This window comes from Porphyrobacter sp. CACIAM 03H1 (genome assembly GCF_002215495.1).
GTDB lineage: Bacteria > Pseudomonadota > Alphaproteobacteria > Sphingomonadales > Sphingomonadaceae > Erythrobacter.
Genome location: NZ_CP021378.1, coordinates 2925846 through 2949347 on the forward strand (window position 1 = coordinate 2925846; position 23502 = coordinate 2949347).

Below are 23502 nucleotides of genomic sequence, written 5' to 3' on the forward strand. Positions count from 1 at the left end.
CCCGATGACCGATACTGCCACCCACCTGTCCCCCGCCGCCGTGGTCGATGCGATGCACGAAGCGTTTCGCCACGGCGATCTGGACGCCATCGCCGCGCATTGGCACGATGATGTGGTCTATGGTGCCCCGGGGGTCTCGACGACCGGAAAGCCGGCCCGGATCATGGCCGAGCAGGTTTGGCTCGGGGCTTTCAGCGAGAACGACGTCCAGACCCATGCGCGGCTTGTCGATGGCGAGGAGATCATCGACTTCTGCACCATGAGCGGCGTCCACACCGGTCCGCTTGTGCTGCCTGACGGGACGGCAATTCCGCCGAGCGGCGCGCGCATCTCGGGCACCTATGCCTCTCGCTACCGGATCAGCAACGGCAGGGTGATGGTGCAGGAAGTGATCTATGATCGCCTCGCGCTGCTCCAGAACATCGGCGCGATGCCTGCATGAAGTGGGGGATTGCCGGCCTTGCAATGCTTGGCGTGGGCGTCGCGGGTCTCGTCGCCTTCAGCCCGATCGACCCGGTCGCATGGAACGCGCCCCCGCCACTTGCCGATGGCCAGGCCTGTTCCTCGGCGCCGCGTGTCACCGCGAAGGTGCTGGCGAGCGATCTGCCCGGCAAGCCCGACGGCCTCGCTTTCGATGATGCCGGCCGTCTGCTCGTCGCGATGGCGAACGGGCAGGTGGCCGCTGTCGATCCCGGCACGGGCACGTGGTCCATAGCGGCGCAAGGCGGCGGGTTTCTGACCGGACTCGCCTATGGCCCGGGCGAGGCGATCCATGCGGTAGACGAAAGGGCCGGCGCCTTGCTCCGGGCACAGCCCGGCGGCTCGCTGCGCAGCGTGCTGGACAAGGTCGGAGCCCGACGCCTGTCGTGGACCAATGACGTGACCGCCATGCCGGACGGCAGCATCGCCTTCACGACGACCGCCACGGGCCGAAGTCTCGACGACTTCTATCTCGAGGTGCTCGAACATCGCAGCTCGGGTCTGCTGCTGCGCTACGATCCCGCACGGGGCGAAGCACGGGTGCTCGCCAGGGACCTTGCCATGACCAACGGGTTGGCCGCGACACCTGACGGAATGTTTCTGGTGGCCGAGAGCGCGGTCTATGGGGTGAGCCTGTTCTCGCCCACGGGCGAACGGATGGCGGAACTCACCGGCCTGCCCGGCTTCACCGGGAACGTCCGCGCTTCCGACCGGCCCGAACGCTATTGGGTGACGCTGCTCTCTCCGCGCTCGCCCATCGTCGACGGAACTGCAAGATATCCCGCGGTGCGCCGCCTGCTGGCGTGGCTCCCTGCCGGCGCGCGTCCGCAGCCGCAATCCCTGCCCTGCCTTGTCGAGATTACCCGCAACGGCCGGAAACTGACCCCGCGCCTCGTCGCGGTGGAGGGCGCGGCCACCTCCTTCAGCACCGCCATCGAGCGCAGCGGCAGGCTCTACCTTTCGCCCGCCAGCATCGCTCCGGGGAGCAGCCCACAGGTCTACGTCGCCGAGCTGCCCGAGAGCTGAAGCGGCAGGCCGGAAAGCGGCTTCACCTCCTTGAGCGCGAACATCGTGTGCATCTCCTTGATGCCGGGCAACCGCCGCACGACGTTCATGGCGAAGTCGGCATAGCTGTCGAGATCGCTCGCCACCACCTGCAGGAGGAAATCCGCTTCGCCCGCGATCGACCAGCAGGCGATCACGGCGTCGAGCTCGAGCACCTGCTCCTCGAACCGGCGGGCTTCGTCGCGGCTGTGGCTGTCGATGGTCACACGGATGAAGGCAAGCACGCCCAGCCCCAACGCGCGCCGATCGAGCGTGGCGTTATAGCCCTTTATGATCGCGGCCTGTTCGAGCCGCTTGACCCTCCGCCACGCCGCCGAGGTCGACATCGCGACGCTGTCGGCGAGTTCCTGCACGGTCAGCCGGGCATCGGCCTGAAGTGCCTTCAGAATCCGCAAATCTCCCGCGTCGATCCCCATATCCGGCATGATATTCCGCAATCCAGGTTGTTCATGAAACAGATCGGGCATGATCTGGCTCGCGGCGCGGCAATTCGCAAACCTTTTTCACCACGGTCTTGCTACACCACCGCCATGACCAATGCCTGGCAGAAGACCATGATCGCGCTCGCGCGCAGCCCCGTCGCCAAGAGGTTGGCTCAGCGGACCATTGGCAGCTCGGCCCTCGCCCGGCAGTATGTCGGTGGTGCCGACGCGGCCGAGGCGGTGAACACCGCAAGGGAACTGCTGTCGCGCTGCGCGATCGCCGCCTCGCTGTTCCATCTCGGCGAGTATGTGGACACGCCGCAGCTGGCCGAAAGCAACTTCCAGGCGAAGATCGCCGCAGCCCGGCTCGCCGGTGAGGCGGGTATCGACGTCCATGTCTCGGTCGATCCCACGCAGCTTGGCTATCTGTTCGATCCCGAAGGCGCCGAGGCCCGGATGGCGGCGATCGCCGACGCGATACGCGTCGCGGCTGCCGGGCGAAGCGGCGTTCACATGCTGATGCTCGACATGGAAGATGCCAGCGTTACCGACGCAACCATTGCCCTTCATGACACCATGGCGCGTGCCGGCCTCCCGGTCGGGCTCACCCTTCAGGCCTATCGCCACCGAACGCTCGAGGACCTGCGCCGCGCCATCGAAACGGGAGCGCGGGTTAGGCTGGTAAAGGGCGCCTTTGCGGCAGGCCCGCCGCTGGCCTTGCAGAAGGAAAGGGAGATCAAGGCCAACTACCGCAAGTTGATCAGCCTGATGCTCTCGCCCCAAGCGAAGTCTGCCGGCTTCTACCCCGTCATCGCCACGCATGACACGGCCCTCCACGACCACGCCCGCCATGAAGCGCGATCCCATGGCTGGCAGCCGGGGGAATACGAGTTCGAGATGTTGCTCGGCGTGCGCACGAATGTCGCCGAGGCGCTGGCCCGGGAGGGCGAGAGGGTGCGCCTCTATGTTCCCTTCGGCCCGGACTGGTGGCCCTACGCGGTGCGCCGCATCGGCGAGAACCCGCGCAACGCCCTCCTGCTCGCGCGCTCGGCGGTCAGCCGTGACTGATGCCGGCACACAGGCGCTGCGGGTCGCCATCGTGATCGACCCCGATCAGCCGCTGGGGCTCCTCGCCAACACCGTAGCGGTGCTCGCCGCAGGCCTCGGGGCGGCCATGCCAGCGCTTGGAGGAAGGACGCTGGTCGACAGCACAGGTCGTGCCTACCTGAACAGCGCCGACCGTCCGATCCCGGTCCTGCAGGCCTCGGCCGGGACGCTTGCGACGCTGCTCGGGAAGGCGGCGGCCGCACCGGAGGGCGCCGTCCTCGTGCCCTTCCCGCAGTTCGCCCGGACGATCCACGACTTCGCGGCCTATGCAGATGCATTCTCGGTCCGCGACCTTGGCTCCGAGCCGCTGCTCGGCATGGGGATTGCAGGACCGGACAAATGGGTGCGCTCCCTGACCGGGGCGCTCAAGCTGCTGCGCTGATCAGGCCGCGGCGAGCCGCATCAGATTCTGCACCGCTGCAGGTCCGGTCTGCCGCAGCTCCTGCAACACTGCGACCCTTGCCGTATCGCTGCGGTCCACCGCGGCCGCGATCTTGCCGAAACCGTCAAGGCGGCTCCGGCGGATCCATGCGCCGAGCCGCTCGTCGGCAAACCATGCGCCCTGATTCATGATGTTGACGATGTTGGTGGTGAGATAGCTCTTGAGATCGTGCGGGAAAGGCACTGTGCGGCACAGCGCGTTCTTCGCCGCATCGTCGGGATAATGCGCCTCGACAAAGGCAATCAGCGCGGCGCTGAAACAGGGCTGCGGCACGCGCACGAGCTGCGGCACGATCCGGTCGCCCTGAAAGATCGGCACAGGCGGGCGCGGTTCGACTGCGGAGGCGGTGCAATCGACATAGAGCGCGCCGGGAATGGCAGGCTCGCTGCCCTGCTCGAGCGTGATTGCCGCCTGCGTGATCGCCTGCACGCGCCCCTTGCGCACGACGTTGGTGACGGTGCGCAGAGCCGCGACCTCGCCTTCCGAGATCGTCGCGTAGTGGAACATCGTGGGCGTCACGGCCGGATCGATCCGCAGCATCATGCCTGCCGCTTCGAGCCGGGCGAAGATATCATCGGGTGAGGTGCCTTGCGCAAAAGCGCGCATCTGGGCGAGCTGGCCGCCGAACACGGCGTCGAAGAACTCCGCCCCGGGCTGGGTGCAAGTGCGGTTGATCAGCCAGCTTTCGCGCGGCTTGATCCACTGGATCGACTCAGCCGGTGTGCCCATCGCAAGCAGCCAGCCAATCGCGTCCATCGCGGTCTTGCCCGCGCCGAGGATCACGAAGCGCTCGGGCCGTTCGGGAGCGAGCCACAGCCGCGGCAGCGCGCCCGGCGGCACCATGCGGACGCCCTCGCCCACGGCAAAGCGCGGTGTGTGATTGGCGGGAATGACCGGGCTGTTGTGGGCCGATTCCACCACCTTGCGGCGCACGCTCACCTGCACCTCCTCGCCCGACATCAACGAGACGACGCGCCCCTCGCCGCGATGTTCGGACATCGGCAGATAGGTCACGCGGCCCGACGGAAGCAGCCGCTGGCGCATCACCCTTTCGTAATAGCCGCTGATCTCCGGCCCGGACGCAAGCTCGTAAAGGCCCGCGTTGACACCGTGGCTGTCCTTTCGGTTCTCGCCCAGCGGGAGCGAGTTCACGCCGTAAAAGGCCGAGGGCTGATGCAGCGCAACGAAGGAGTAGGCATCGTTCCAGTGGCCGCCCGGACGGGCCTGCCGGTCGATGATGGTCACATGCGCGTCGGTTTCCTCGAGGATCGTGTCCGCAAAGGCCATGCCGACGGCACCCGCGCCGATGACGAGATAATCGGTGGCAATGGTCTTCATCGAATCGGCCCTCGTCCGGAACTTATTTACGCTGTAAATTTACAGTGTAAGATTGAACGGTCAATCCCTGCCCGCTACGCTCCTGGCGCAAGGATTGGAGGATGTCCGTGTCGCGCCCGTTGAGCCAGGATGATCTTGCCCGCTTCAAGGCCGAGCTGTGCGACGTGGCCGCACGCCTGTTTGCCGAGCATGGCGCGGAGAACGTCTCGATGCGCCAGATCGCCGGGGCCATGGGGATCAGTCCGATGACCCCCTATCGCTATTTCGCCAGCCGCGACGAGATCCTCGCGGCGGTGCGCATCCGGGGCTTCGAAGCCTTCGCCGCCGAGCTCGAGCAGGCCTATGCCGACACGCCCGGAGGCAGCGCAGCCAAGGCCATGGCGGCGGGCCGGGCCTATATCGACTTCGCGTTCGCCAATGCGAACACCTACCGCTTGATGTTCGAAGTCCATCAGCAGGAGGACAGCGGCGATGGGGCGTTGGGCGCGGCGGTGGCGCGGGCGCGGGCGACGCTCTCGGTCTACGGCACGGAGTTGATCGCGCGGGGCATACCCAGAGCCCGCGCGCTGGCGATGGAAACGCTGGTCTGGTCGACCCTCCACGGCGCAGTCATGCTTGAGATGTCAAGGACCACCCCGCCGGGCTCCGCGCAGGAAGCTCTGGCGCTGCTCGGGCAGATGAAGCTGCACCAGCCCTAGAACTCCCCGTGTCAGACGATGGCGCCGCGCGCGGTGTCATCAGGCATCTCCACCGCCACGAACAGCCGGACAGCGGCGCGGCCCCGCCCATGACCGCCAAGGGGTGGCTTCAGAAGTCAGCCGAAAACGACAGGTTGAACCGCCGCGAGGCGATGAACTGGAAGCCCCCGCCGCCCGTGACGTTCCAACCGAACACATTGGTCAGGTTGGCGATCTGTGCGCGCAGCACGGCAGGCGTGCGGCCGAGCCTGAAGCGGTAGCGCGTGCCGAGATCGACAAGCGCGCGCTCGGGGATGAACAGCGTGTTGTCGATGCGCGCGGCTCGGTCACCTGTGTAGTTGATGCCGAGATCGACCGAGAGGGCATCGAAGGCCGGTGGCTGATAATCGATCCTGAGGTCGAGTGTCGTGCCCACCCGGCCCAGCGGTCGTTCGCCCAGGCAGCCTTGCTCCACCGCCTCGCCGGTAACGCGCGGACGCATCAGGACCGCTCCTGCCACCACATTGAGCCCCGGCACGGGCCTCGCTGTCAGCGAGATTTCCGCGCCCCGGTGCTTCACGTCGCCCAGCACGCGGAAGACGTTGTCGGTATCGAGCTCGAAATAGGGGCGGCGCACGTCGAACAGCCCGGTGATCAGCTTGACGTCCTTGGCCAGCGTCCAGCGCACCCCGGCTTCGACCTGCCGGGTGCGCAAGGCGGGTAGAGTGAGGTTGGCGTTGGCGGCAAAGGACGGCGCGGTGCCGCTTTCCTCCAGCCCGCGCGTGGTCGCGGCATAGATCGCCAGCCCCTCGATCGCCGTGATCGCGGCCGAGGCGTTCCACAGGATCGGACTGTCCTCGTTGGCGGTCGGAGCAAGACCGGGCGCGCGCACTTCCTTGCGATAGCGGGTCTTCTGCACCCCGAGATTGAATTCGCCCAGCCCTTGCCATTGCATCTCGTAGCCCAACGCACCGGTCTCCTGCCCGATCTCGTCGCGGGTCAGCGCGCCGAAGGCGACGGCGGGCTCGGTAACCGGATCGGCGACGTCGATCGTGCCGGGGCCGAGGCTGCGAAAAGCGAAGCCGCCAAGGTCGTCATCAACCCGCCGGAACCTTGCCGAAGCCAGCAGCCGATGGCGGCGCGGACCTTCGGCGAATTCACGCTCGACCAGCAACTCGCCCGAATAGGATTGGGACACCTGATCGCGGCCCAGCAGGACCTGCCGTTCGGCGCTGCCATCGGCCCGCGTACTGGCGAAGAAATTCGCGCCGAACCGGTCGATGGTGAAGCGCGAGGAGAACAGCCCCAGCCCGATCCGCCAGCCCCCGCGCGTGACCTTCGCCATGCCGCCGAAATTCTGCGAATGGCCCGCCCAGTCGGCCCAGTCCTGACCGACGAAGCGGTTGCGGGCGACACGGCGGGGGAGGAAGGCACTGGCGGTGAAGATCACCGGTGTCGTCTCCTCGTCGAAATAGTCGTAGCGGCTGTAGAATCCGGTCAGCTCCACGCCGTCGGCAGGGCGCCAGCGCATCACCCCGCCGTAACGCACGAACCAGAAATCCGCTCCATCGGGGTAGATGAACTCCTCGACCCCGGCACCGACATTGAGGTCGAGACTGCCGGTCAGCGGCAGTGCGGCATCGACGGTGGCGAAGGGCGCGAAGAAATCACCGAATCCGGTGCGGGCGCTGACCACGGGCCGCTCGCCCACGCGCCGGAAAGCGAAATCCACGATCCCCGTCGGCGCCGGAAACGGGTAGCCGAGCGCCGAAATGCCGACCTGGATCGTCGATCCGGCGCGCACTGCATCGCTGAGCGGGCCCTGGTTGTCGAAGTAGAGCCCTTCGATCCGCACGTTCTGCGCGGCGAAAGCGGAGAACCCCCGCACATTGCCGCCGCTGTAGAGACCGATGGTCTCATCGCCCACGCTGGTCCCGAAGGCATCGGATGCCTGGGTGATGACGTTCTCTTCGGAGCGATTGACCAGCGCAATGCTGGAAGGGCCGCCGCGCTGCGACGGATCCGTTTGCGTGTCCGGCAAATCGGTCGGCTGACTCGCCCCATTCTTCTCGGGCGTTGCCTCACGGTCTTCTTGCCGGGGTGTCTGGTCCTGGGCGGAGACGGAACTTGCCCACAGCAAGCCTGTTGCCAGGGCAATCGATTTCATCTTCCAGCCTTCCGGGATTGATGTATGATGTTATCTCATATCATCTGTCGCGCATCGTGGAAGGACAAAATTTGCGAGCCCTCATTTCCGGCGTGCTTCACGCCGCCGCCTGCTGGCCGGCAGGGCGTCGGGGTTGTCGGCCTTGAGCGTGAAGCTGTCGAGCGACTAGGGACCCGATCAGCCGAGGAACAGCTCTGCCATGGCTTCGAAGATTGCTTCCTCGTCGAGGCGGTAGGTGCGGTAAAGATCGGGGAGGTCTCCGGTCTGGCCGAAGCGGTCGGTGCCGAGCGGGCTGACACGGTGCCCGCGCACCCCGCCGAGCCACGAAAGCGCCGCAGGCGATCCGTCCAGCACGGTGACGAGGCCGGCATCGGGGGCAAGCCGGCCGAGCAGGGTCTCGATGTGGCTCGGCTGGCGCGTGCCCCCGTTCCAGCGCGCAGCGCGCGACCGCGACCAGTCGCGGTGCAGCCTGTCGGGCGAGGTCACGGCGAGGAGGCCGAGGCCGGGGATGTCGTCGGTGAGCTGCTCCCACGCAGACAGCGCCTCGGGGGCAACCGCGCCGCTATAGGCGATCGCGGCCTTGGCACCGGGGGCGGGTTCGCGCAGCCAGTAAGCCCCGGCGACGGCACCTGCCTGCCAGCTGTCGTCGGAGCGCGCCTGTTGTTCGATCTGCCGGGTGGTGAGCCTCAGATAGACCGAGCTGCCGCCCTCGGCCTGCATATGCTCGAACGCCCAGCGCATCAGCAGCGCGACCTCGTCGGCGAAGGCAGGATCGAAGCTCTCGAGCCCCGGCTGGCCCATTCCGATCAGCGGCGTGTTGATCGACTGGTGCGCCCCGCCCTCGCCCGCCAGCGTGATGCCTGAAGGCGTGCCCACCAGCAGGAAGCGTGCATCCTGATAGCAGCCATAGTTGAGGGCATCCAAACCGCGCGCGATGAAGGGATCATAGACCGTCCCCACCGGCAGCAGCCGCGTGCCGAAGTGCGGCGCGGCCAGCCCCAGCGACGTGAGCGCGAGGAAGAAGTTGTTCTCGGCGATCCCCAGCTCGATGTGCTGGCCGGCGGTGTGCGCAGACCACTTCTGCGCGGAAGGGATCTTGGCCTTCTGGAACACGTCGGCCAGTTCCTGCCGCCGGAACAGCCCGCGCTGGTTGACGAAGGCACCGAGGTTGGTGGTCTGGGTCACATCGGGCGCGGTGGTCACGATCCGGTCGGCGAGCGGCGCATCGGACTTGGAGAGATCGAAGAGGATGCGCCCGAAGGCTGCTTGTGTGGACTGCACCGCCCCTTCCGGCACCGGCAAGGCCGGCACCGGCACGGCAGGCGCGCGGTGTTCGGCGGCCTTGCGGGCAATCGGGCTGTCTTTCACCAGCGCCTCGAGCCGCGCGGCGAGATTGTCGCCGAGACCCGCCCACTTGTCCCATTCCTGCCCCGGTTCGATCCCGAGTTCGGCGCGCAGCCCTTCGATCTGCGCGGTGTTCATCATGCCGGAGTGATTGTCCTTGTGCCCGGCCAGCGGTAAGCCGTAGCCCTTGACGGTATAGGCGATGAACAGCGTCGGCTTGTCGTCGGTCACGCTGTCGAAGGCCTGCGTCAGCGTTTCGAGGCAATGCCCGCCAAGGTTGGTCATCAGCCGGGCAAGCGCGGCATCGTCATGATCGGCCAGCAATTCGGCCACGCCCCGTACGCCCGCCAGATCCCGCTCCAACCGCTCGCGCCACGCCGCGCCGCCGAGATAGGTCAGCACCGCGAAGTCGGCATTGGGGCAGTTCTCGATCCAGTCCTCCAACGCCTTGCCCCCGGGCCGCTTGAACGCCTCGCGCTGGAGCCTGCCGTGCTTCAGCGTCACCACCCGCCAGCCGCAGGTCTCGAAGATATCGTCGAAGCGGCGGAACATCCGGTCCGCCGTGGTCGCATCGAGGCTCTGGCGGTTGTAGTCGACGATCCACCAGCAATTGCGGAGGTCGTGCTTGTAGCCCTCGATCAGGCATTCGTAGATATTGCCCTCGTCCAGCTCGGCATCGCCCATCAACGCAATCATCCGGCCAGTGTCGGCTTCGGCGAGCTGGCCGTGCGCGACGAGGTAATCCTGCACGAGGCTGCTGAACGCCGTCACCGCCACCCCGAGGCCGACCGAGCCGGTCGAGAAGTCGACGGGAATTGTATCCTTGGTGCGGCTGGGATAGGACTGCACCCCGCCCAGCCCCCGAAACGCCTCAAGCTTCTCGCGCGTCTGCTCGTCCAGCAGATAGTGGATCGCGTGCAGCACCGGCCCGGCGTGCGGCTTCACCGCCACCTTGTCCTTCGGCCCCAGCGCATGGAAATAGAGCGCGGTCATGATCGCGGTCATCGAGGCGCACGATGCCTGATGCCCGCCGACCTTCAGCCCGTCACGCTTGAGACGCAGATTGTTCGCATTGTGCACCGTCCACGATGACAGCCAGCGCAGCCGCTGCTCGATCGCTTCGAGCATGGCGATGTGGCCGGTATCGCTAGCGGCTTGAGGCGTGGTCAGGTCGGCATCAGGCATGGGTCGAGGCTCCGTATGGGAGAGGCGCTGCTGCAATTTGCGAGGTCATGCAAGGTCGATCAGCCGCGTGGTGGGCTGCGTGTCGACCATCGGTTGCGGCAGGAGAGCGGCCGCTTGCACAAAACACGTGACTGTCCGCAAAGTCCCAAGCACGGTCATTCGAAGCGGCTGGCTGGGATATCTGCTCCCACACGATGCTTGGTGCATCGAGGCAGGACTTGGATCCCGGATTAGCGGCGGCACCGCTCGGAACTGGAAATTCGCAATAAAGATGCTTGGCGGAGAGGGTGGGATCCTACTGCGTCCTTTATCTCGTTGATTTAAAGTCATTAAACATGCGCAATTCCGAACTTGTGCCCCCAACAATGCCCCCAGTTTATTTGATTGGTTTCGGCGAAAGTCGGCACGCATTCAAGCTTGGGTCAGTTCGCCTTTCGCCACCGCGAACTTTGTTTTCGACGGGGCGCAAACGAAAGGGATTGTGGAAGCTAGTGGATGGATACCGCTGGTAGCAGAGGAGGAGCATTTAGCGAACGAATCGCAGTTGATTTAGAACGAAAACTTAGACTGCGACCTCCATGATATCCCCTGCAATACCCCCACCGTCCGATCATGCACTCAACGTCGGCAGCTCTCGATTCAGGGACGGGCATTCCCAGTAAGGGCAATGAACGTCCGCTTCCGCCAAAACCCGCCATGCTGCTTTAAGGACCGTGCATCGAGCTCGCTCATGACCGGTGATGGGCGGATTTGCGAACGGCGGCTTTCAGGAGCTCCTCTCGCGAGGTAAAAGGCACCCGCCCTCGGCTTGATGTAGCAACGCGAGCGAGTAAAAGAGGGCGACACGTTCGGGGCGGGCAACGAACGCTAGCTTTCACGGCGAAAACGTCTGAATCGGCGTCCGGTCTGCGCGCGTCACCCGCCCCATGCCACACGCCTTGTCGGCTGTGACGATTGACTAGCCTTGGTCGCACCGAAGGGATTGGGCATGTCGGTGCGGCTTGCCGGTGCGATGCATTCCAATAGAGTTTCAGCCCCTGCTTTGACCCGCAGGACAGCTTTCGGTCCGCTCCGCACAGCCGGCAGGCTCTTGCACCGTGGTCCTTATCCCGGCCCAGCGACTGAATTCGGCGGCTGAAACCTTCCCATCACGATCAGCATCGGCTTCAAGATAAAATCTGTCCCGAAGCCCGCTGCTTTCGATAACTGTAACGTAATCACCACTTAAGTGTACACTACCGTCAGGGAGCTGCTCATACTCGGCGTCTCCACCAAACTGAGCAAGCGCAGGAGCCTCTTCGCCTTCGAGGAAACCGCTCCTGTCCTTATCGAGTTCATCAAACGTCGAAGGGCCCGAGACGATAATCTCGCCTGGCCTTGGAAGGGCGAAGGGTTCGGCACCAGGACCGGCTACCAACATGACGACAATAACAGCTGCAAACATAAGGCATGCTCCGGTGAGCACTGTTTGGAGATGAGGAGCTTTGGCCGAGGTTTGCGCTTCGTCGAGGTCCGTCGGCAGGGGTCCTGTGATCTGGTACCCTTCACTTGCCGCCAGCAGGCGGGCGGCCTGAAGCGACGACGAAACACCAAGTTTGGTCCGAGCCATCTTGAGACGTTTTTCGATGGCATGAGATGACAGCCCCATGTCGATCGCCATTTCCTTGGCGGTTTGATGATGCAGCCGCCGCAGCAAGCACTCTTTCTCGCGATCGGTAAGTCGTTCGAGCGCAGCGTGCCTGCCGCTGCCAGGAGGAAGTTCGCTTTGAGCCATGCTCGGCATGGTGAACTTGACGCCCTGCATCTCCAAGTACCGATATCTGGTACTTAGCTCTTAAGTGGCGCTTAATCGCAGCCTTTATCGATTTGCTGCGCACCGCGTGCGGATCGGTAACCGAGTTCCTTCCGTGGGCTTCTTGCGATCTGGTATCGGAGCAACGCTTCTGGCTGATCCCCTGCTTCCACAATCCATGCTGAAAGGGTGCCGTCAGGAGTTTCGACGTCCTCGGTGCCGACGACGCGTACCGTGAAGGAACCGAAGCCCTTGTCGTATTGCCAGAATGGGATCTCATAGCGCCCGCCCTCGGCAAGCGGCAATGCTGCAAATGCGGCACCCCAAAGGTTGCCGTCCCAAACAGGGTCCGAGAGCGGCACATCAAAAGGAGTGACTCCGGCAGCTGTTTCCTTCGTTCCCTTGATACGGTTGTCGGAGTAGGTGATGTTGACCCGGTGCCAGCCACGCTCGCTCCGTTCACGCCCGCGCGCACTTTCCATGCGGAGCGGCAGCATCGTGTCCCGCACAAGAACGAAGTGGTCGCGCATATCAAAGGCACCGCCGCCTGCTCGCTGGTGCACCACGATATCCCATACCGGAAATCCATTTTCCTCCCGTGGCGTGATGATTTGACGCGTCGTCCCGACAGGCTTGCCTCCTGCGAGAATGGAATAGCAAATCTCCCCCGCTTCAAGGCGTGCGCCCTGCATGTCGGATTGTTCGACTGCGGTGCCTGTCGCGGCTGCAAGAAATGTCAGAAGCATGATGGCTGCCTTCCGCAATGTGGCTGCTCGACATCGGAAGCACCGTCGGGCGAACGAGTTGCCGGCCAGATCCAGACGATATCATGCCGCTCGACCTAAGGCTTTGGAACAGTTCCGGCGCACCAGTGCAATCCGCAGGGCGGTCGACGCCCGAGGCGCGCGCCGCTCGATGACGGGACGGCCTTGCGATGCACAATCGCGGGCTCGTGGGCCTTTTCAGCAAATAAGCGGCGAGGCCAGTCCCTCCCCGGCAATCGTTAGTGGGCAATCCATTTCCGGTGCACTGCTCCAATGAATATTTGTCCGCATGCTCTGGTGGCGTGCCCCATATACTTGGTTATGACATATTTCCGGTACCGACAGCAGTCACTTGTCAATAGCTCCAAAGCTGACAACACCAACGAGATTGTACTAGTACATCGCTGAATACTATAAAATAATGCGCCAGTGCTATCCGCGCGCCCCAGACTCGCCATTGTTTGTCGCGATCGAACGTCAGGGGTATCGCAATGGGCGGCGGCATACGGAATTCGCTTCGGAAGGCAGTCGGAGCTGCCTTGCTGCTATGCGGGCATCTGCTCGCCGTTAGCCCCGCTCATGCACAACACACCTCGGGCGAATGCCCGGCCCAGGCCGCCACGGTTGCGGCCGGCGGAACGGTCACCATCAACATCTCCGACTGCCAAGCCATTCCTGGAAACGGAGGCATTGGCGACATCGACGGCGGTTCTTTCGGGGCTGCTGATTTCGAAGACCACGGTACTGCCACAACGCGGCAGACCGGAGGGCAGTGGTTTATTGACTATAGCCACAACGGAACGACGGGTATCGGGTCGGTCGACGTATTCGAGCTGACCGATGGGTCGCTTGCTGGTTCGGGTGACAAGCCAGAGACACGCACTCGACGGGCGGCCTCAGCAGTAGAGATGCTCAAGGGCTCCGGGAATCGGTCAATATCAACGTGACCGACTCCAATCATCGATATTCCGTCCACTCCCGACCCGACGTGTTTTGCCCGATGCCCGAGGACAAGCTCGAAGCCAAGATCCCGGATTAATCTTGCATAGCTAGGTATTCTCGAATACCTAGCGATTCTAGGTAATGCGGGAGACCCGAGATGACGACGCGAAATGCCACAACCCCGGCGATCACGGGGCGGATTTTGTTCCTGCTGATTGCGTCGGCAATCGGTGTAGTGGTCATGGGGGTGCTTTATGCTGGCACCTTCAGCGTTGAATCCATTCGGTTCGCTGTGCGCCTGACGGCGCGATTTTCGTTGGCGCTGTTCCTTATCGCCTTCTGTGCCTCGGCGCTGCAAAAGCTGTGGCCGAGCTCTTCAACAGCTTTCCTCGTTCGCAACAGGCGGTGGTTCGGGCTGAGCTTTGCCTTTTCACACCTCATGCACGCCCTGCTGCTGGTCATGTTCCTCAACGCCGACCCTGTCACTTTCTGGTCGATGGTCAAAACTATCAACCTGGTTCTGGGCGGCACCGGATATCTCTTCATCACCCTTCTGGCCGCCACATCCTTTGACGGCGCCGTGCGGAAGCTGGGGCCCGCCCGCTGGAAGCAGTTCCACACGCTCGCCGTCTGGGTTGTGTGGGGCAATTTCGTGCTCTCGAATGCCAAGCGTATTCCGGTCAGTGAGTTCTACATCATCCCGGTCGCACTTCTTCTTCTTGCGGTAGCGCTGCGCCTTCTCGCGCGCCGCGCCGCCCGCAGGCCGCTCGCGGCGTGACGGCTGCACCCAGCCATCTAACCCTCCCGACACAAAGGACTCGAAAATGAAAAGACGTGCCCCAGTTCTTCTCGCCTGTGCAAGCTTAGGAGGGCTATTGCTCAGCGGTCCGGTCATGGCATGGCAGGACAAGCCGAGTGTTGACCAACCCGTTGCAACTTCATCTCAGGCGAGGATGAATGGTTTTCCTCCGGCGGCTGACACGGTGGTGAGCAAGGCCAATATCCTCAGGCCGGAAAATCTGCGCTGGGCGTTCCGCAACCTGCGCCAACTCTACCCTACGCAAACCGTGAGACGGCCCGAGAGAGCAAGCTCACTTATTGTCGGAAAGCAAAGGGACCTCGCGAAGATCGAGTTTGTCGCCGCAGGTGAGGAAACGCTGTCGCTAGCCGAATGGCAGAAACGCACTCACACCGACGCGCTCGTCGTGCTGCACAAGGGCAGAATCGTCTATCAGCAGTATGATCCCGGCATGACCGGGCGGACCCCTCACGCCCTGTGGTCGATGAGCAAGTCGATCGTAGGGTTACTTGCCATGAAGGCGATCGAGGATGGAAGACTTGATCGTGGCAAGCAGATCACCGCCTACCTCCCCGAGCTTCAGGGCAGCGGCTGGGAAGGCGCGACACTGCAAGACGCCCTCGATATGCGGGTTGGCATTGCCTATCGGGAATCCTTCTCGGACCCCAAGGCCGACGTTTTCAGATATCTTTTCGCCGCAGGTTTGCTCGCCCCGCCAAAGGATCTTCCTGTCGCCCGGAACATGTATGACTATCTTGCGACGATCAGCGCAGGGTCAGGGCATGGCGGGGCATTCGCATATATGTCTGCCGACACCGAGGTCGTTGCCTGGATTCTCCAGCGCACCTCCGACACATCGCTCTCCGAAATGGTGTCGCAGCAACTGTGGTCGGTGATCGGAGCACAGGACGACGCCTATTACATCGTAGACCCCTATGGTCTGAACATTGGCAGCGTAGGCTTGGTGGCCACACCGCTCGACCTCGCCCGGCTGGGACAGGCGGTGATCGACAAGGGAGGTCGTCCGGATGCAGTTCTCAGCAGGTCTTCGATCGACGTGCTTCATGACGGCTCTGCCCGGAATGCGTTCGCCCAATCGGTGCAAGCTTCGATCCGTTCCGGTTACAGCTACCGCAACCAATGGTGGGTTCCCGGCGATGCCGACCGATCCATCGAGGCGAAAGGGCTGTTCGGTCAGCACCTCGTGATCAATCCGAAGCACAATGTGGTGATCGTGAAACTTTCGGCCAATCCGGCAGGCGACACGATTCAGACGCACGCGCTCGACAAGGCGGCATTTTCTGCGATCGTGAATGCCGTGAGTAAATGAGTCCTGTGCTATGCCGAGGCGCTGCCGGACAAAAATTCAGGGGGGAGAGAAACTCGAAGAGCTCTCAGCCCGCAGCGGATGCTCGAAAGAAATATCTGTCCATCTTGCGCACACGTATACCCACAAAAGCGACCGCGATTATCTCGGCAGCGGCGGTGGCAATGACGATCAACGCAGGCCAGCCCGTCAAATTCACCGCGTTTGCGAGCGCCGCACGGGAGAGCCCGAAGGCCACCGAACAGGCTATGGCCAGCATCGCAATCCTGAAAGCTGTGCGCGGGGAACAGACTTGCAGTGGCAGGCGGAAGGAGAAACCTAAACGGCCGATCGCCGCGAAGCAAAGGCATGTGGCCAAGGCGAAGCGATCAAGCCAGAGAAGTGCGCTGAACAGCTCGTTCACCTCCACGCCGAAGGTCATGGCGCGAAGGCGCATGGCGGCGAATGCACCCGCCATTGCCAGAATGAGGGTGAGCCATGTCTGACTGATCTGTCGTCCCAGCCCCGAGGCTGCATACTGTCTCGCAACCGAATCGGAATCTCCAAAGCCTGCAATCGCAAGTTGCACAGCGTCTTGCGCTCCAAGATGCCGGTCCGCGGCAAACTCGTGAAGGTATTCCTCCACGTCCTCGCGAGCACGCAGCGCCAGTCCTGAGTCGAAATCAAGCTTGCGCTCAATGCTCAGCAGGTATTCCTGAATCAGCTGTGACACAGCTTGGCTTCGCTCAGACAGTGGCTGATCGCCTCTGAGAACCTGACCCAGTCGGACTGCCTCTGGTCAAGTGACGTGCTGCCCTTCCGGGTCAGCATATAAACGCGACGACGCCTGCCACCAGGTGACTGTTCCCAATTGCTCTCGATGAGGCCGGCAAGCTCAAGGCGGTGCAGGGCCGGATAGACCGTGCCTTCCGGCAAGTCGAAATGCCCGCCGCTGCGCTGCCGCAGCACTTCGATAAGGCCGTAACCGTGAGCCGGCCCCGAACGGAGAGCCGCGAGCAGGATGTTGTCGAGATGACCCTTGAGCATTTCGGCGTTCATGATGGCGAGCTTACGCCTTGCATTACTAGGCGTCAACAAAGGGACCGCTAGTTGCAAAACGCCGCCAAGGTGTCGCAAGGATCCGCAGCAAAGCGCGCAGATCAGGCAGGTGTCAGCATTCCGAGAATGCGCGCTTTGGGTGCGACCTCGGTTCGGCGGTTGACAGCGAAGATGCGCAGAAGGCTGGAGACGTGAAGGCGGACTGTGAGGTGGGAGATGCCAAGTTCGCGGGCGATCGCCTTGTTGGATGCACCTTCGGCAAGGAGGCCGAGTACGGCGCTCTGACGCGCCGTAAGAGCGCTCTTATTATCAATCTGGATCTGTCGCGAGTCCGCAGGATCGGCCTCGCTGTGCTCCACCACACAGAAGCCGGCCAACACTCTGCCGATCGCCCAAGCGCATTGCTCTCGGGGCAGCCCCTTGTGAATGAAGCCGTTACAGCCAGAACGCATGGCAGCGGTGATGGTCGCGGCGTCGGCATCGTGCGCCATGGCGATAATCGATGCGCTGCGATAGCATTTGCGCAGGCGAGCAAGCTCGAAACCGAGCTCGAGGCCAAGCAGGCCTAGATCGACAAGAAAGAGGTCCGGCAACCGGTCCTGTGCGGCAAGCCGCCAAATGTCGCCGATGCTGCCAGACTGAATTACGCGCACGCCGGAGCAGGAAGCCTCCGCGAGCCGCGCCAGTCCGTCGCGGAACAGCGGCACCGCATCGGCAATCAGCACGCAACCGACCTGCGGCCAAGCTGGACTGCAACCGCTCGCCAGCTCCAGCGAACCGCCGCCGGAATGCACGGCACGCTCAAGAAATCTACGGCTGCCGGGCATCAGCGCGGTTCTCACAGTGGATGCTGTGTCGATCTGGTCCGGTCATGCCAGACTGCTCTGATATGCAACATAGTGCATATATACCAAGCCAAGAACTCTTATGCAACCGAGTGCATAACATCACTCATGTGCATCTGTTTCATTAAGGCAATTTGGCCGAGCGGCTCTGTGCCCGTGCAGCTGACATTACTTGCAGCGCGGCGCCCGCCTTGATTGACCTCTGGAGCGGCGCATCGAGGAGGTTCGCCACAACCTTCTGTTTGAATGCTTTCATGGGCTTACCCATGGTGCCCTCCCAAATCCGCATTAAGGCGTGAACGGAAATCCTTGTCAGCGGAACTGGTGCCTCGAGAGATGCGGCACCATAATGCCAATGATGGCCAAACCACAGAACAGCCCCGTCATTGCGAACGGATAGGGGTCGGGCGAAACAATGGCGTTGAAGGGCAGAACCCATGGAAACCACTCGGCCTTCTGCGTCCCGGTGATCAGGACCGACAGTCCGACCAGGGCGCCCCCAATTCCGGTAACGAGCGGCACCACGAAACTGACAAAGCGCAATGAGACCCAAATCTGGATAGCGACCAGAGTGGTCATTGCAGCCATGACAAGCAGGCTGGTCTTCAGCAACTTCTCCCAAGGGAAGGTCTCGACTGGCACACCGCCGCCCATGGCTCCGCCAGCCAAGGTACCCAGACCGGCACCGGCGATGACAAGGGCAGTCATGACGACAAGGGCGCCGTAAGTGACGACAATCTTTGCGACGAAAATCCGCCACCTTGGCACTGGCAAGGCAAGGATATGATCCCAGCCCCGCCCGCGATGCTCGATCTGGCCGGTCAGAGCGGTGAATGCCGCTATCACCATTGGACCCAGGAACAATGCCCAAAGTGGCAATGCCAACTTGTAGCTGTCCGACCAGTTAGCCGGCGAGTCCTTCGAAACGAGACCGAGCATCACAAGCAGCCCCGGAAGCGCCGGTGCGGCAACAGCGACGAGCAAAGCGAGGGAACCCTTAAGCTTCTGCAGTTCATTCCTGATCAGCGTGATCATGCTGCCACCCTTGGTGTGCCATGGCTGTCCACTACGCTGGCCGTCAGAGTGGTCCGGTAGAGATCCTCAAGGCTGCGCTTGCACGGCACTATCGATCGGACCGCGAAACCTTCACTCACGAGAAGCCTGTTGGCCTCGATCGCGGTGGAATGATCTCCCCGGGAACATTTCAGTCGGATGGTGTCGCTATCGCCCAGACAAGCACGCATCCCCGCCGCGGCAAGTCTCGCAAGAGCGGTCATTGGTTGATCAAGGGCGATCTCAACCTCCGCATCGCCGTTCAGAAGTTCCGATACCCGGCCGTGCAATACGATCGAGCCCTTACGGATCAGGCATACATCCTTGGCAGTCTGCTCGACTTCGGAAAGCATGTGGCTGGAGACAAACACTGTTCCACCGATACGATCGGGCAGTTCGCGAATGAGGGCCCGCATGGCAATGATCCCGTCCGGGTCGAGCCCATTGGTCGGCTCATCAAGCAACAGCAGCCGCGGCGCCCCTAGGAGGGCACGGGCAAGCGCAAGCCTCTGCTTCATGCCGAGCGAATAATCCCGTACGCGCTTCGCGCCAGCATACAGCAGATCGACCACCTCAAGCACGCGATCGATCTCGTTCGGCTGCAAGCCCAGCAGCCTCTGGGTCAGCCCGAGGTTCTCTCGGGCGCTGAGGTGCTCATAAAGCGACGCGCTTTCAATGAAGGCCCCTACCGCCGAAAGTGCCCTGCGGCGCTCTCGGGCAAGATCATGGCCTAGCAAGCGCACGGATCCGCTGTCCGGACGAAGAAGTCCGAGGAGCAAGCGCATGGTCGTCGTCTTGCCGGCACCATTCGGTCCGAGAAAGCCATAGACACTGCCCTCAGGAACACTCAGGTCGAGCATGTTCACAATCACAGTGTCTCCGAGGTGCTTGGTCAGCTGCCTTGCCTCGATGGCGAGCATGGGTCTCGTCCTTGCAAATGTTCAGTTGGGAGCTGAATTACCGGCGGCGAAGACACGGTAAGGTGCAAACGCAGATCATATGCTGTTTCCACAGCCTGGCCATTCTTCAGGCAGGCCGTTCAGCACCATCATCCGAGCCCTCCGGAAACTCGATCACGTAATCGGCGTCATGGCGTCAGCGCCATTTGCCGCAAGCCTTGTCCGCTTGTCATAATTGCCGAGCACAGCCTTGGTCAGCCCGAAATCCGTAATGGCAAGCAGAACCAGTTCATGAGAGGCAGACACATTTCTGGTTTGATGAAATACCCACCTCGGCACGAACGCGAGTTCGCCGGACATCAACCTCAGGAACTCATCGCCGATGCGGACCTCCGCCTCGCCGTCGATCACACAGAATAGGGACTCGTGCGCATGCTTGTGCAATTCATTTTTGCAGCCCGCAGCTATTCGTACAATGCGCGTGTCGAAGGTTTGCGCACCAGGAAAATCCAGAACGTCTACTGAAAAGTCGATACCCAGCTTGTCATTGCGATTTCGATAGATGCTGCGATGATCTTTAGCGGGATCCGCGTGGAATTTCTCGGCCAAAATTCCGCGAGCCAGCGGCTGGCGCTCTTCGATGTTTTGCACAATCGTCTTGAGTTCCGGCGTCATGAGTAATGTCGTCTCTCAGCTCGTTACTTTATCTGAATGGTTATCGACGGGAATGCGGGTCAGGAGACCAGAGCAAATCTCGGTTCGTCGGCGCAAGCCAGCGCCCGCTCGTACATCCAGTCCCAGAAGCTCGAACGAAGCGACAGGGCCTTGATCATGCCCCTGCGCAGATCACCTTTGCCTGAAGGCAAGGCTGCAAAGTGAAGGGAAATTTCCTCAAGCGCCGCCTGATGATGATCGTCCACTGCCGTGTGCAGCGGGAAGAAGACCGCATCGCGCGGAGCGAAGTTCGTTCTTGAAAGTGCCTTCACGAAGGGCACGTAGATGGTGCTCACGATATTTTCCGTGCCAAGGCCAAGCGAGCCTAGCGCTTCGGCGGCCGAACCATATGTCAGAGTGCCGAGAAAGGACTCCCGCCAGCAGACCAGCTCAATGGCCTCGTCGTCCTGCGCATAGGGCGTCGTGATGCCCGCTGCCTCACGGAACCGCTGGAATAACTTGGGATGGGGTATCCCCTCGATCCACTCCCGTTCAATGCCGACAGCTGCAAGTTCCGCATACTCTTCTTCACCGTAGACCCCGGACTCTTCGGTGAGATTTTCGAGCAGGCTGTTGCGATGTGCGGCGATCTCAAGCTTGGAGATCACCGTCGTGAGGTAGCGAGGAAAATGGAGGGAGTAGCCATAGTAATGTCGTGCAAAGTCGGTCAGTGCCCATCTTGTATCGGGCAGTTCGCCATCTGACAGCGCTCGCAGATAAGGATGATTGACTGCACGGTGGCTCAGCGATTCCTCTATAAGATCAGCGATCGACGTGGACACGAGATTTCCTTTTTTGTTGTACTTCCATATTGGTCCCGACAGGTGAGCGAGAAAGGCGCGCCGGGCCGTTGCCTATAGCTTCAGCGTTGATTTGACAGATACATCGGCAATGCACTGGTACACCGTCGAGTGGCGATCCGAGCCACAAGCCTGGCGATGCTCCCCTTCAGCAGGCGTGATTGGGAGGAATGCAACGAGCCAGCCCTCGGGGCCCGTCACTTCAGGATTCCTAGAATGCGCGCCTTGGGGGGCACCTCGCTTCTGCGGGTCACTCCTAGAATGCGAAGCAGAGCGGACACATGCAAACGGACGGTGAGGTGCGAAATTCCGAGCTCGCGTGCGATGGCCTTGTTCGAAGCGCCCAGCGCCAGCAACGTCAGCACATCGCTTTGACGCGCGGTAAGGACGATGCCCGCATGACCGGGGTTGGCGGGCAGGCCCTCGTCGCGCTCGATCACGTATCCGCCTGCCAGAACCTTGCCGATAGCCGCGATGCAGCGCCTTCGCGTCACGGCTTTGTGGATGAAGCCGTTACTGCCCGCACGCATCGACAGCGCCACATTCGCGATGTCGAAATCCGTCGCAAGCGTGATGATTGCCGCTTTGGGATTCTGCCGGCGCAGTTCCGGCAGGGCCATCCCAAAATCGATGCCCGGCAACGCCAGATCGATCAGGAAAAGATCGGGAGAAACGCGGCTCGATGCTAATTTCAGCACATCACCTATCGATCTCGCTCGTGTGATGGCGGCAGCGGGACAGAGCGACTGCATCATCTCGGCGAGAGCGTCACGGTAAAGCGGCAATGTTTCGCCGATCACCACCTTCTGGACCGATCGCCAGTCAACTAATATACTGCGACACCGCAAAGCCGTCTTGGGGAGGCCATCTTCGCGGCCAGCAGCGTCGGCGATGGCAGTCGAGCGGGCCACGAGGCGTGCCGGATTGGTCAAGGCCATAAGACCGCTCGACCAAGGCGTTGCCGCGCTTCGCCCAGCAAACTGGCAAGGTCAGCCGCTGTCGGTTCGCCGTCAAAAGCAATGTCGGGGGTCACCGGCTGCTGCCGCACGTCGCCACTCGGGCGGACGAACTCACGGGTGGCTATGAACCCCGTAAAGCCGGTATTCGGTAGAACCGTCGGCATCATATTGCCGGTCTGGTTGGCAAATCCGCCTGTCGGCCTGCCAGCAAGCAGAGCAAGGCGATGGTCTTGAACCGAAGTCACAAACAGGATGCCAGCTGAATAGGTGAGCTCATCCATGAGAACCACAACCGGACCGCGATATCTTTGCGCCGGGGCCACAGGCTCGATTGCCTTGTCGCCAAGGTCGAACTCCAGCATCTCGCCGGGCTTGCCACGATAGCCGAGCAGTCCATTGTTGTTCTCGTTCAGTCGTTCGCGCGCACGGGAAACCTGAACCACCGGCTGAGCGAGCAGATGACGGATGATCGCTGCTCCGGCATCGCTCTGGCCACCCGTGTTTCCGCGGACATCGATTACGAGGCCTGCGGCGTTACGTGCGCGGATCGTGGCGAAGGCAGCCTCGATTGCCTTCTCGAAGGTCGATGGATCCTCGTCGACGTCGAATGTCGGCACCTTCAGGAAGGCGATTTCGGGTTGCGGCCAACTCAGCCGAGGCAAATCACGCGGTCCCGATTCCTGCGGTTCCCATTCCTTGCCGGGGGTCCACCGAATATCGGATCCACCGGAAGCAGGACCGAAGCCGATGTCGAACGCACCGCGCCACCCCATGACCGAATCCAACCACCCGGGTAACATGACCGACAACATGTGGGATCGCAGCAGGGGTGTTTCGCCGTGGCTGAACGGCTCCAGCTGAGCGATCAGCTGCCTTGCTGACACACCGTTGATATGTGCCAGTGGCGTGCCCTTGCGCAGCATTTGACCCGTTTCAGTGTGCCTCCATGTACTGCGCAACAGCATCCCGGTGCCGGGTGCTACGTCTATCCCGAAAGGGAATTGGACCTTCCGGTCGTCATCCGATGGTTCGTTGCCCGAGATCCAAGGCAGGAGCAGTGTATGCGCATCGCGGAAAAACGGGTTCACGCTTGCAATGAGTCGGAACGCCTCCTGGCGCGAAGTCCCGTTGCGGCAAGCCGCAATGGCATCGAGGAAGGCCGCCTCGGTTTCAGGCTCAAGTCTATCAAGACCGGCGTAGCGGGGGTGGCGCGCGAAAACTTCGTGGCGCCAGAATCGGAGATCGTAGACGAGCTGTTCGCGGTTAAACCGAGCAGCAGGCTTTGGCGACTTGGGAAACAGCGCCGCCGCTCCAGTTCCGACCATGAGCAAGCCGGCCGCGCC

Annotated in this window: 22 protein-coding genes; 7 read left to right on the plus strand and 15 right to left on the minus strand. The window is 62.4% G+C overall.

All coding sequences use genetic code 11. The annotated features are described in order from the left end of the window. The first annotated feature begins 4 nt into the window (after nucleotides 1-4). Together CBR61_RS13970 and CBR61_RS13975 are read left to right on the plus strand one after the other, a co-directional pair. Nucleotides 5-442: an ester cyclase gene (locus CBR61_RS13970; protein ID WP_088914915.1), complete on the plus strand. Its 438-nt coding sequence runs from the start codon at nucleotides 5-7 to the stop codon at nucleotides 440-442. Then, the gene (locus CBR61_RS13975; RefSeq protein WP_088914916.1) at nucleotides 439-1506 is read left to right on the plus strand and encodes an SMP-30/gluconolactonase/LRE family protein; all 1068 of its coding nucleotides are present in this window, start codon (nucleotides 439-441) and stop codon (nucleotides 1504-1506) included. Before CBR61_RS13970 ends, CBR61_RS13975 begins: the two co-directional genes overlap by 4 nt. On the opposite strand, the gene CBR61_RS13980 is transcribed toward CBR61_RS13975, so the two are convergent. Next, the gene (locus tag CBR61_RS13980) at nucleotides 1479-2012 is read right to left on the minus strand and encodes an Lrp/AsnC family transcriptional regulator (RefSeq protein WP_324616818.1); all 534 of its coding nucleotides are present in this window, start codon (nucleotides 2010-2012) and stop codon (nucleotides 1479-1481) included. The two genes, CBR61_RS13975 and CBR61_RS13980, sit on opposite strands and share 28 nt — an antisense overlap. On the opposite strand from CBR61_RS13980, the gene CBR61_RS13985 reads away from it, so the two are divergent. Continuing rightward, nucleotides 1995-3035 carry a proline dehydrogenase family protein gene (locus CBR61_RS13985; RefSeq protein ID WP_199797436.1) on the plus strand — a complete coding sequence of 347 codons (1041 nt, stop codon included), beginning with the start codon at nucleotides 1995-1997 and terminating at the stop codon, nucleotides 3033-3035. The genes CBR61_RS13980 and CBR61_RS13985 overlap by 18 nt on opposite strands. Continuing rightward, nucleotides 3028-3456 carry a DUF2000 domain-containing protein gene (locus CBR61_RS13990; RefSeq protein ID WP_199797437.1) on the plus strand — a complete coding sequence of 143 codons (429 nt, stop codon included), beginning with the start codon at nucleotides 3028-3030 and terminating at the stop codon, nucleotides 3454-3456. The genes CBR61_RS13985 and CBR61_RS13990 overlap by 8 nt, the downstream gene beginning before the upstream one ends. Here the strand turns inward: CBR61_RS13990 and CBR61_RS13995 are convergent, their stop codons facing one another. Then, nucleotides 3457-4854, minus strand: coding sequence for an NAD(P)-binding protein (locus tag CBR61_RS13995; RefSeq protein WP_088914920.1), 1398 nt, complete (start codon nucleotides 4852-4854; stop codon nucleotides 3457-3459). It abuts the gene before it with no gap. Nucleotides 4855-4955: 101 nt separating this feature from the next. Between CBR61_RS13995 and CBR61_RS14000 the strand changes: the two genes are divergently transcribed. Then, on the plus strand, nucleotides 4956-5552 hold the full coding sequence (locus tag CBR61_RS14000; protein WP_088914921.1) for a TetR/AcrR family transcriptional regulator: 597 nt from the start codon (nucleotides 4956-4958) through the stop codon (nucleotides 5550-5552). Nucleotides 5553-5661: 109 nt separating this feature from the next. On the opposite strand, the gene CBR61_RS14005 is transcribed toward CBR61_RS14000, so the two are convergent. The 4 genes from CBR61_RS14005 to CBR61_RS16910 form a co-directional block, all read right to left on the minus strand. Then, nucleotides 5662-7572, minus strand: coding sequence for a TonB-dependent receptor (locus CBR61_RS14005; RefSeq protein ID WP_088914922.1), 1911 nt, complete (start codon nucleotides 7570-7572; stop codon nucleotides 5662-5664). A 303-nt stretch (nucleotides 7573-7875) separates the two neighbouring features. Further along, nucleotides 7876-10227 (minus strand): transketolase, encoded by a 2352-nt coding sequence (locus tag CBR61_RS14010; RefSeq protein WP_088914923.1) that lies wholly within the window; start codon nucleotides 10225-10227, stop codon nucleotides 7876-7878. Nucleotides 10228-11257: 1030 nt separating this feature from the next. Beyond that, nucleotides 11258-12031 carry a sigma factor-like helix-turn-helix DNA-binding protein gene (locus CBR61_RS16905; RefSeq protein ID WP_157696601.1) on the minus strand — a complete coding sequence of 258 codons (774 nt, stop codon included), beginning with the start codon at nucleotides 12029-12031 and terminating at the stop codon, nucleotides 11258-11260. 41 nt (nucleotides 12032-12072) lie between these two features. After that, complete coding sequence (locus tag CBR61_RS16910) at nucleotides 12073-12765, minus strand: hypothetical protein (protein WP_157696602.1); 693 nt, start codon at nucleotides 12763-12765, stop codon at nucleotides 12073-12075. A 1117-nt stretch (nucleotides 12766-13882) separates the two neighbouring features. On the opposite strand from CBR61_RS16910, the gene CBR61_RS14020 reads away from it, so the two are divergent. Together CBR61_RS14020 and CBR61_RS14025 are read left to right on the plus strand one after the other, a co-directional pair. Beyond that, a complete protein-coding gene (locus tag CBR61_RS14020; protein ID WP_088914925.1) occupies nucleotides 13883-14503 on the plus strand; it encodes a ferric reductase-like transmembrane domain-containing protein in 621 nt (206 codons plus the stop codon). Between the two features lie 46 nt (nucleotides 14504-14549). Then, a complete protein-coding gene (locus tag CBR61_RS14025) occupies nucleotides 14550-15854 on the plus strand; it encodes a serine hydrolase domain-containing protein (RefSeq protein WP_088914926.1) in 1305 nt (434 codons plus the stop codon). 64 nt (nucleotides 15855-15918) lie between these two features. On the opposite strand, the gene CBR61_RS14030 is transcribed toward CBR61_RS14025, so the two are convergent. From CBR61_RS14030 to CBR61_RS14070, 9 genes are all read right to left on the minus strand, one after another. Beyond that, complete coding sequence (locus CBR61_RS14030; protein WP_088914927.1) at nucleotides 15919-16563, minus strand: hypothetical protein; 645 nt, start codon at nucleotides 16561-16563, stop codon at nucleotides 15919-15921. Beyond that, complete coding sequence (locus CBR61_RS14035; RefSeq protein WP_088914928.1) at nucleotides 16551-16889, minus strand: PadR family transcriptional regulator; 339 nt, start codon at nucleotides 16887-16889, stop codon at nucleotides 16551-16553. Before CBR61_RS14035 ends, CBR61_RS14030 begins: the two co-directional genes overlap by 13 nt. Before the next feature lie 101 nt (nucleotides 16890-16990). Beyond that, the gene (locus CBR61_RS14040) at nucleotides 16991-17716 is read right to left on the minus strand and encodes a response regulator transcription factor (protein WP_088914929.1); all 726 of its coding nucleotides are present in this window, start codon (nucleotides 17714-17716) and stop codon (nucleotides 16991-16993) included. Between the two features lie 330 nt (nucleotides 17717-18046). After that, a complete protein-coding gene (locus CBR61_RS14045) occupies nucleotides 18047-18769 on the minus strand; it encodes an ABC transporter permease (protein ID WP_088914930.1) in 723 nt (240 codons plus the stop codon). Continuing rightward, entirely contained in the window at nucleotides 18766-19707 is a 942-nt protein-coding gene (locus CBR61_RS14050) for an ABC transporter ATP-binding protein (RefSeq protein ID WP_088914931.1), read from the minus strand. The genes CBR61_RS14045 and CBR61_RS14050 overlap by 4 nt, the downstream gene beginning before the upstream one ends. Before the next feature lie 153 nt (nucleotides 19708-19860). Continuing rightward, complete coding sequence (locus CBR61_RS14055; RefSeq protein ID WP_088914932.1) at nucleotides 19861-20361, minus strand: cupin domain-containing protein; 501 nt, start codon at nucleotides 20359-20361, stop codon at nucleotides 19861-19863. A gap of 59 nt (nucleotides 20362-20420) precedes the next feature. Continuing rightward, nucleotides 20421-21182, minus strand: coding sequence for an iron-containing redox enzyme family protein (locus tag CBR61_RS14060; protein WP_157696603.1), 762 nt, complete (start codon nucleotides 21180-21182; stop codon nucleotides 20421-20423). A 215-nt stretch (nucleotides 21183-21397) separates the two neighbouring features. After that, nucleotides 21398-22138 (minus strand): LuxR C-terminal-related transcriptional regulator, encoded by a 741-nt coding sequence (locus CBR61_RS14065; RefSeq protein WP_088914934.1) that lies wholly within the window; start codon nucleotides 22136-22138, stop codon nucleotides 21398-21400. After that, a complete protein-coding gene (locus tag CBR61_RS14070) occupies nucleotides 22129-23484 on the minus strand; it encodes a S41 family peptidase (RefSeq protein WP_233996972.1) in 1356 nt (451 codons plus the stop codon). Before CBR61_RS14070 ends, CBR61_RS14065 begins: the two co-directional genes overlap by 10 nt. Between the last annotated feature and the right edge of the window lie 18 nt (nucleotides 23485-23502).

What these genes read in the sequence shown, in the direction of transcription:
- CBR61_RS13970 (WP_088914915.1), top strand. Translation starts at nt 5, where the DNA reads ATGACCGATACTGCCACCCACCTGTCCCCCGCCGCCGTGGTCGATGCG.
- CBR61_RS13975 (WP_088914916.1), top strand. Translation starts at nt 439, where the DNA reads ATGAAGTGGGGGATTGCCGGCCTTGCAATGCTTGGCGTGGGCGTCGCG.
- CBR61_RS13985 (WP_199797436.1), top strand. Translation starts at nt 1,995, where the DNA reads ATGAAACAGATCGGGCATGATCTGGCTCGCGGCGCGGCAATTCGCAAA.
- CBR61_RS13980 (WP_324616818.1), bottom strand. Translation starts at nt 2,012, where the DNA reads ATGCCCGATCTGTTTCATGAACAACCTGGATTGCGGAATATCATGCCG.
- CBR61_RS13995 (WP_088914920.1), bottom strand. Translation starts at nt 4,854, where the DNA reads ATGAAGACCATTGCCACCGATTATCTCGTCATCGGCGCGGGTGCCGTC.
- CBR61_RS14000 (WP_088914921.1), top strand. Translation starts at nt 4,956, where the DNA reads ATGTCCGTGTCGCGCCCGTTGAGCCAGGATGATCTTGCCCGCTTCAAG.
- CBR61_RS14010 (WP_088914923.1), bottom strand. Translation starts at nt 10,227, where the DNA reads ATGCCTGATGCCGACCTGACCACGCCTCAAGCCGCTAGCGATACCGGC.
- CBR61_RS16905 (WP_157696601.1), bottom strand. Translation starts at nt 12,031, where the DNA reads ATGCAGGGCGTCAAGTTCACCATGCCGAGCATGGCTCAAAGCGAACTT.
- CBR61_RS16910 (WP_157696602.1), bottom strand. Translation starts at nt 12,765, where the DNA reads ATGCTTCTGACATTTCTTGCAGCCGCGACAGGCACCGCAGTCGAACAA.
- CBR61_RS14020 (WP_088914925.1), top strand. Translation starts at nt 13,883, where the DNA reads ATGACGACGCGAAATGCCACAACCCCGGCGATCACGGGGCGGATTTTG.
- CBR61_RS14025 (WP_088914926.1), top strand. Translation starts at nt 14,550, where the DNA reads ATGAAAAGACGTGCCCCAGTTCTTCTCGCCTGTGCAAGCTTAGGAGGG.
- CBR61_RS14035 (WP_088914928.1), bottom strand. Translation starts at nt 16,889, where the DNA reads ATGAACGCCGAAATGCTCAAGGGTCATCTCGACAACATCCTGCTCGCG.
- CBR61_RS14040 (WP_088914929.1), bottom strand. Translation starts at nt 17,716, where the DNA reads ATGCCCGGCAGCCGTAGATTTCTTGAGCGTGCCGTGCATTCCGGCGGC.
- CBR61_RS14045 (WP_088914930.1), bottom strand. Translation starts at nt 18,769, where the DNA reads ATGATCACGCTGATCAGGAATGAACTGCAGAAGCTTAAGGGTTCCCTC.
- CBR61_RS14050 (WP_088914931.1), bottom strand. Translation starts at nt 19,707, where the DNA reads ATGCTCGCCATCGAGGCAAGGCAGCTGACCAAGCACCTCGGAGACACT.
- CBR61_RS14055 (WP_088914932.1), bottom strand. Translation starts at nt 20,361, where the DNA reads ATGACGCCGGAACTCAAGACGATTGTGCAAAACATCGAAGAGCGCCAG.
- CBR61_RS14065 (WP_088914934.1), bottom strand. Translation starts at nt 22,138, where the DNA reads ATGGCCTTGACCAATCCGGCACGCCTCGTGGCCCGCTCGACTGCCATC.
- CBR61_RS14070 (WP_233996972.1), bottom strand. Translation starts at nt 23,484, where the DNA reads ATGGTCGGAACTGGAGCGGCGGCGCTGTTTCCCAAGTCGCCAAAGCCT.